The following is a 7,421-nucleotide window of genomic DNA, read 5'->3' as shown; positions in this document are numbered from 1 at the left end:
GGCGACGGCCGCGTCCCGGACGTCCTCGTGACGGGTGAGGGCCGCCTCGACCTCGCCGAGCTCGATCCGGAACCCCCGCAACTGCACCTGCTGGTCGGCGCGCCCCAGATACTCCAGCGCCCCGTCGCGACGCCACCGCCCCAGGTCGCCCGTGCGGTACATGCGGGTGCCCGGCTCGCCGTGCGGATCGGCGACGAACCGTTCCGCCGACAGCGCGGGACGGTTCAGGTAACCGCGCGCGAGCCCCGGACCGGCGACGTACAACTCGCCGACGACACCCGGCGGGACGGGCTGAAGGTAGGCATCGAGCACGTACACGCGCAGGTCGGGGATCCCGGACCCGATGATGCTGCCGGGCGCGGTGGCCGCGTACGCCCGATCCAGCGCGACGTAAGAGACATGCACGGTCGTCTCGGTGATCCCGTACATGTTGACGAGGGTCGGAGCGTTCTCCGGGTGCCGCGAGTACCAGTCGTCCAGGCGGCCCAGCTCCAGCGCCTCACCACCGAACACGACGTACCGCAACGCCGACAGATCACGCCCCGGAGACTCCTTGTCGGCCGCCATCAACTGGTAGAACGCCGACGGCGTCTGGTTCAGGACCGTCACCCGCTCGGCCTCGAGCAAGCGCAGGAAGTCCTGTGGCGATCGGGAGGTCAGGTACGGAACAACGACCAGGCGGCCCCCGTACAGCAGCGACCCCCACAACTCCCACACCGAGAAGTCGAACGCATACGAGTGGAACAACGTCCACACATCGTCCGGCCCGAAACCGAACCACTCCTCGGTCGACCGCAACAACCGCACCACATTCTGATGCGGGACCACCACACCCTTCGGGCGCCCCGTCGAACCCGACGTGTAGATCACATATGCGGGGTTGTCCGGGGACGCCTCGGTGTCGAGGTTCGAGTCGTCGTACCCGGGCGCGTCCGCGTCACCGAGCCGGACGGTCACCACGGCCCCGGCGCCGAGCCCGGCCGCGCCGTCGTTCGCGCCGTCCGACGTGGACGGACCGTCCGCGCGGATCGTCAGGATCGGGCGGACGTCGTCGAGGACGTACGCGATGCGATCCTCCGGATAATCCGGATCGATCGGCACGTACGCGGCACCGGCCTTCAGCACCGCCAGGATCGCCACCACCAGATCCGCCGAACGCGGCAACGCCAGCGCCACGAACCGCTCCGGCCCCGCACCCCGCTCCACCAGGCACCGCGCCAGCCGGTTCGCCCGCGCGTTCACCTCGGCGAACGTCCACGACACACCCTCGAAGGTGACGGCGACCGCGTCCGGGCGTTCGGCGGCGCGCGCCTCGAACAACGCCGGGATCGTGGCGCGTTCGGGGACCTCGGCGCGGCGTCCGGCCCACTTGCGCAGGAGGGTGCGGCGCTCGGCGCGGTCGAGGATCTCGGCGGCGCCGATGGGGGCGTCCGGGTCGGCGACGAGCGCGCGGACGAGACGTTCGAAGCGGTCGCCGATCGATGCGGCGGTGGCGGGGTCGAACAGGTCGAGGGCGTATTCGAGTGCGGCCTCGATGCCGCCGGGCGTGCCGTCGTCGCCGTGGCGTTCCCGCAGGTAGAGCGAGAGGTCGTACTTCGCGACTCCGGACGGGAGGGGTTCGGCGGCGGCGGTGAGGCCGTCGAGTTCGAGGCGGGCCTCGGGGTTGTTCTGGAAGGACAGGACGGCCTGGAACAGCGGGTGGCGGGCCATCGAGCGGGCCGGGTTGAGGATCTCGACGAGCCGCTCGAACGGCAGGTCCTGGTTCGCGTAGGCGGCGAGGTCGGTGTCCTTCACGCGGGCGATCAGGTCGTGGAAGGTTGGGTCGCCGGACGTGTCGGTGCGCAGGACGAGCATGTTGACGAACATGCCGACGAGGTCGTCGAGCGCCTCGTCGGTGCGGCCCGCGATCGGCGAGCCGATCGGCACGTCCGTCCCCGTGCCCAGCCGGGTCAGCAGCGCGGCGTAGGCGGCCTGCACGACCATGAACAGGCTGGCGCCGTGGCGGCGGGCGAGCGCGAGGAGCCCCGCGTGGAGGTCGGCGTCGAGGGCGAACTCGTACGTGCCGCCCCGGTAGGACGCCTCGGCGGGGCGCGGCCGGTCGGTCGGGAGCGGCAGCTCGTCGGGCAGGCCGTCGAGCGCCTCCCGCCAGTACGCGATCTGCCGCGAGACGAGGCTCTCCGGATCGTCCTCGGAACCGAAAAGCTCCCGCTGCCACAGCGTGTAATCGGCGTACTGCACCGGCAGCGGCGCCCACTCGGGCGCACGCCCCTCGGCTCGGGACGCGTAGGCGAGGATGACGTCGCGGGCGAGCGGCGCCATCGACCAGCCGTCGGCGGCGATGTGGTGCAGGACCAGCATGAGGACGTGCGTGCCGCCGCCGAGCGCGAACAGGCCGGCCCGCAGCGGCGGTTCCACGGAGAGGTCGAAGCCCCGGCCCGCGGCCGCGGCGAGGGCGGCGGGCAGCCGCTCCTCGTCGGTCGCGGTCACGTCCAGGCGGGGGACGGCGGCGGCCGGGTCGAGGACGAGCTGGCGAGCGGCGCCCGAACCGTCCGGGAAGATCGTGCGGAGCGATTCGTGCCGGGCGACGACGTCGGCGAGGGCGGCGCGGAGCGCGCCGAGGTCGAGGTCGCCGTCGAGGCGCAGCGCGATCGGCATGTTGAACAGCGCCCCGGCGCCCTGGAACCGGTTGAGGAACCAGAGCCGCTGCTGCGCGTGCGAGAGCGGGACGACGCCGGGCCGTCCGGCGGGCCGGAGGGCGGGCCGGACGTCGCCGGCCGCGTCGGCGAGGCGGGCGGCGAGCCCGGCGACGGTCGGGGCCTCGAACAGCGCCCGCACGGGCAGTTCGGCACCGAGGGCCGAGCGGACGCGGCCGACGAGGCGGGTGGCGGTGAGGGAGTCGCCGCCGAGGTCGAAGAACGAGTCGTCGGCGCCGACGCGGGGCACGCCGAGGACCTCGGCGAACAGGCCCGCCAGGATCTCCTCCCGCGGGGTGCGGGGCGCGCGGCGGCCGGTCCCGGCGGCCCCGGCGGTGCCGCCGGGGGCGGGCAGCGCGGCCCGGTCGAGCTTGCCGTTGGCGGTGAGCGGGAGCGCGTCGAGCGGGGTGAGCGACGGCATCATGTGGTCGGGCAGCCGCGCGGCGGCGTGCGCGCGGAGCGCGGCGACGTCCACCGACGCCGGGACGACGTACGCGGCGAGGCGGCCGTCGCGGGCGACGACGGCGGCCTGCGCGACGCCCTCGAATCCGGACAGGACGGACTCGATCTCGCCGAGCTCGACCCGGTATCCGCGGATCTTGACCTGGTCGTCGGTGCGGCCGAGGTATTCGAGTGCGCCGTCGGGCCGCCACCGGGCGAGGTCGCCGGTGCGGTACATGCGGTCGCCGGGCGCGCCGTACGGGTCGGCGACGAACCGTTCGGCGGTCGGCCCGGGCCGGTCGTGGTAGCCGCGGGCGAGCTGGACGCCCGCCAGGTACAGCTCGCCGGGGACGCCGGGCGGCGCGGGCTGCAGGGCGGCGTCCAGCACGTAGGCGCGGGTGCCGCGCTGCGGGCGGCCGATCGAGGGCCGGTCGGTGTCGGCGACGACCTGGTTCATCGTGTCGATCGTCGACTCGGTCGGCCCGTAGAAGTTGCGGGCGGTGAGGGCGGGGGCGAGGGCGCGCAGCTCGGACCAGAGCGCGTCGCCGACGGCCTCGCCGCCGAGGAGGAGCTGCGCGGGACGGTGCCGCCCGTCGTCGGCCAGCAGGCCCGCGTCGCGCAGGGACAGGAAGTGCGACGGGGTCGTGTTGACGAGGTCGATGTGCGCGCGCGCCACATAGCGGGTGTACGCCTCGACGTCGCGGCGGGTGTCGTCGTCGATGAGGTGGAGTTCGTGGCCGTGCATCATCCACAGCAGGCCCATCCACGACGTGTCGAACGAGAACGACGCGAGGTGCGCGAACCGCATCCGGCGTCCGCCCGTCGCCTCGGCCGCGGGGTCGATGAACCGTTCCCGGTGCGCCTCGTAGTAGTTGAGGACGGACGCGTGGGTGACGGTCACGCCCTTCGGGCGGCCCGTCGAACCCGACGTGTAGATGACGTAGGCGGCGTTCCCGCCGCGCAGGGACCGGTCCGGGTTCCCGAGCCCGTCGCCGGCGGACGGGACGTCGTCCGCGGTGATCGTGCACGCGGGCGCGCAGTCGTCCAGCATGTGGGCGATGCGGTCGGCCGGGTACTCGGGGTCGACCGGCACGTAGGCCGCGCCCGCCTTGTGGACGCCGAGGATCGCGACGACGATGTCGGGGGTGCGGGGCAGGACGAGCGCGACGCGGTCCTCGGGGCCGACGCCGCGCGCGGCGAGGTCGCGGGCGAGGCGGTTCGCGCGGTCGTTCAGCTCGGCGTAGGTGAGGGACGCGTCGCCGCAGACGAGCGCGACGTCGTCGGGGGTGCGCGCCGCCCGCGCCTCGAACAGGTCGGGGAGCGTCCCGGCCGGCGCGTCGGCGGCGGTGTCGTTCCGCGCGGTGAGCGCGGCCCGCTCGTCGCGGCCCGCGAGGTCGAGGGCGCCGACGAGGCGGGACGGGTCGTCGGCGAACGCCTCCAGGACGCGGCGGACGCGGGCGAGCAGCCCCTCGGCGGCGTCCCGCTCGAACACGTCCGGCCGGAAGTGCAGCCGCAGCGACAGCTCGTGTTCTCCCCGACCGACCTGCCCCGACCGGCCTCCCGTGCCGGGCGCGGCGACGAAGGACAGCGGGAAGTGCGTGGCGTCGTAGGAGTCGGCGGCGGCGATGCGGACGCCGTTCAGCGAGCCCTCCATCGACGCCGGGTCGAACGGGTAGTTCTCCAGCACCGTCATCGTGTCGAACAGGGCGCCGCCCTGCCCGGCGGCCCGCTGGATGTCGGTGAGGCCCAGATGGTGGTGCGTGAGCAGGTCGGTCTGTTCCGCCTGGAGCCGTTCGAGCAGCCCGGAGAGCGGCTCGTCCGGCCGGTACCGGACGCGGACCGGCAGCGTGTTGATGAACAGCCCGATCATCTGCTCGATGCCCGGCAGCTCGGGCGGGCGGCCGGAGACGGTCGCGCCGAACACGACGTCGCGGGAGCCGAGGAACCGGCCGAGGACGAGCCCCCAGGCGCCCTGCAGGACGGTGCTCAGCGTGACGTTGTGGCGGCGGGCCGCGCGGGCGAGCCGCCGCGTCGTCCGGCGGTCCAGCTCGGTGATCGTGCGCTCCGGCGGGCGGGGCGCGCGGGCGGCGGCCTCCGGTGCGACCAGGCACGGGCCGTCGACGCCGTCGAGGGCGCGGCGCCAGGCGTCCTCGGCGGCGCCGCGGTCCTGCTCCGCGAGCCACGCGAGGTAGTTCTTGTAGGGGGTGACGCGCGGGAACCCGGCGTCGTGGCCGCCCTGCATGTAGAGCATGAACAGCTCGGTCGCGAGGATGGGCGTCGACCAGCCGTCCAGCAGGATGTGGTGGTTGGTGAAGACGAGCCGGAACCGCTCGGGCCCGGTGCGGATCAGGACGAACCGCAGCAGCGGCGGCGCGGTCATGTCGAACACGCGGGCCCGCTCCCGCGCCACGACCGCGTCGGCCTCGGCAGCGTCCGCCGCCGCGACCTCCTCCCACGGCAGGTCGACCGTCCGCGGGATCACCTGCACCGGCCGCGACAGGTCCTCGTGCCAGAACGCGGCCCGCAGGTTCGCGTGCCGCCGCAGCAGCGTCTCCGCGGCCGCCCGCAGCGCCGGGACGTCCAGCGGGCCCTCCAGGTCGAGGACGAACTGGGCCGTGTAGACGTCGGTGTCGTCGGCGTCGAACAGGGCGTGGAAGAAGAACCCCTGCTGCAGCGGCGACAGCGGCAGGATGTCTTCGAGGTCCCCCCGGTTCAATGCTGGTTCCTCCAGGCGTTCTGCAGCGTGTCGATCTCACTCTGGTCGAGGTCCACGAGCAGGTCGGACGGGGTGAACCCGCCGACCGGCGCGGCGCCGTCGCCGGACGCGGCGGCGGTGACGTGCGCGACGAGGCCGCGCAGCGCGGTGAACCACGCGTCCGCGAGTTCCCGCACGTCGGCGCCGTCCAGCAGCTCGCCCGGCCAGGTCCACGTGGCGGACAGGACGGGGCCGTCCGGGAGGTCGCGGGTGAGCGCGTTGATCTCCAGGGCGTGCGCCATCGGCATCCGCGGGTCCTCCCCGGCGGGCGGCTCCTCCGGCGCGAGCGCCCAATCCTCGTCGCCGCCGGGCGCGACCCGGCCGAGGTAGTTGAACGCGATCTGCGCGGGCGGCGCGTCCGCGAGCTCGGCCGCGGCCTCCCCGTCTGGATCGGCGTAGCGCAGCAGGCCGTACTGCTGGGCGTCCGGGACGGCCCTGAGCTGCTCCTTCACCTTCTTGACCGCCGTCGCGACGCCCGGCCCGCCGTCCCGGATCTGCGCCCAGTCGGCCGGTCCCGCGTCGAGACGCACCGGGTGGATCGAGGTGAACCAGCCGGCCGTCCGCGACACGTCCGCGCCCGGCACCACGTCGTCGCGCCCGTGCCCCTCCAGGTCGATCAGCACGTCGGTGCCGCGCCCGCCGCCGGGCCGGTGCCGCCGCCACTGCGCGACCGCGAGCGCGAGGCCCGCGAGCAGGACGTCGTTCGCGCGGGCGTTCCACGCGGCCGGGACGTCCGTGAGCAGCGGGCCCGTGACGTCGGCGGGCAGGTCGAGGGTGACGTGCCGGGCGCGGGCCGCGATGTCCACGCGCGGGTCGAGGTCGCGGGACGCGAGCCGCTGCGGCGGGCCGTCCACGATGTCGAGCCAGTCTTCGAGGGCGTCCTCGCCGGGCGCGGCGGCGGTGAGTTTCTGCGCCCAGCGGCGGAACGACGTCCCGACCGGCTCCAGGTCTCCCCCGGCCCACGCGGTGACGAGGTCGGGCAGCAGGATCCGCCACGACACGCCGTCGACGACCAGGTGGTGCAGGACGACCAGGAGGCGTCCCTGCTCGTCGCCGGCGTCGAACCAGACGAGCTGCGCCACCGTCCCGTCCCGCGGGTCGAGGCGGTCGCGGGCCGCGGCGGCCTGCTCGGCGAGCAGCGCGGCGCGCTTGTCGTCGTCCAGGCCCGCGATGTCCACCCGGGTGACGAGCGCGGCGGCGTCCACCGCGCCCTTCGGCCGGACGACCGGCTGCCAGCGCTCGTCCCCGTCCACGTCGAGGCGGAGCCGGAGGACGTCGTGGTGGTCGATCAGGGTCGCGAACGCGTCCGCCAGCCGGTCCACGCCGAGGGCGGGCGGGGTGCGGAGCAGCATCGACTGGTGGAACCCGGCGACGAGCGACGCGTCGCCGTCCACGCGCTCGCGCAGCCACCCGACGATCGGCGTGACCGGCACGGGCCCGATTCCGGCGCCGGGCGGTTCGGCCTCGACCCGCTCGTCCTCCCCGACCGGACGCGCGACGGCGGCCAGCTCCTCGACGGTCTGGTGCTGGAA

Annotated in this window: 2 protein-coding genes; both read right to left on the bottom strand. The window is 74.6% G+C overall.

What is annotated here, in order from left to right:
• Positions 1–5,850, bottom strand: a 5,850-nt coding sequence (locus ACFQ11_RS36615) for an amino acid adenylation domain-containing protein (RefSeq protein WP_378307360.1), incomplete at its 3' end; no start/stop codon positions are given.
• On the bottom strand, positions 5,847–7,421 hold a 1,575-nt coding region (locus ACFQ11_RS36610), incomplete at its 5' end, for a condensation domain-containing protein (protein ID WP_378307358.1). The genes ACFQ11_RS36615 and ACFQ11_RS36610, both read right to left, overlap by 4 nt.

The organism is Actinomadura sediminis (genome assembly GCF_042675525.1).
Classification (GTDB): domain Bacteria; phylum Actinomycetota; class Actinomycetes; order Streptosporangiales; family Streptosporangiaceae; genus Spirillospora; species Spirillospora sediminis.
This window is presented reverse-complemented; position numbering and strand designations above follow the sequence as displayed.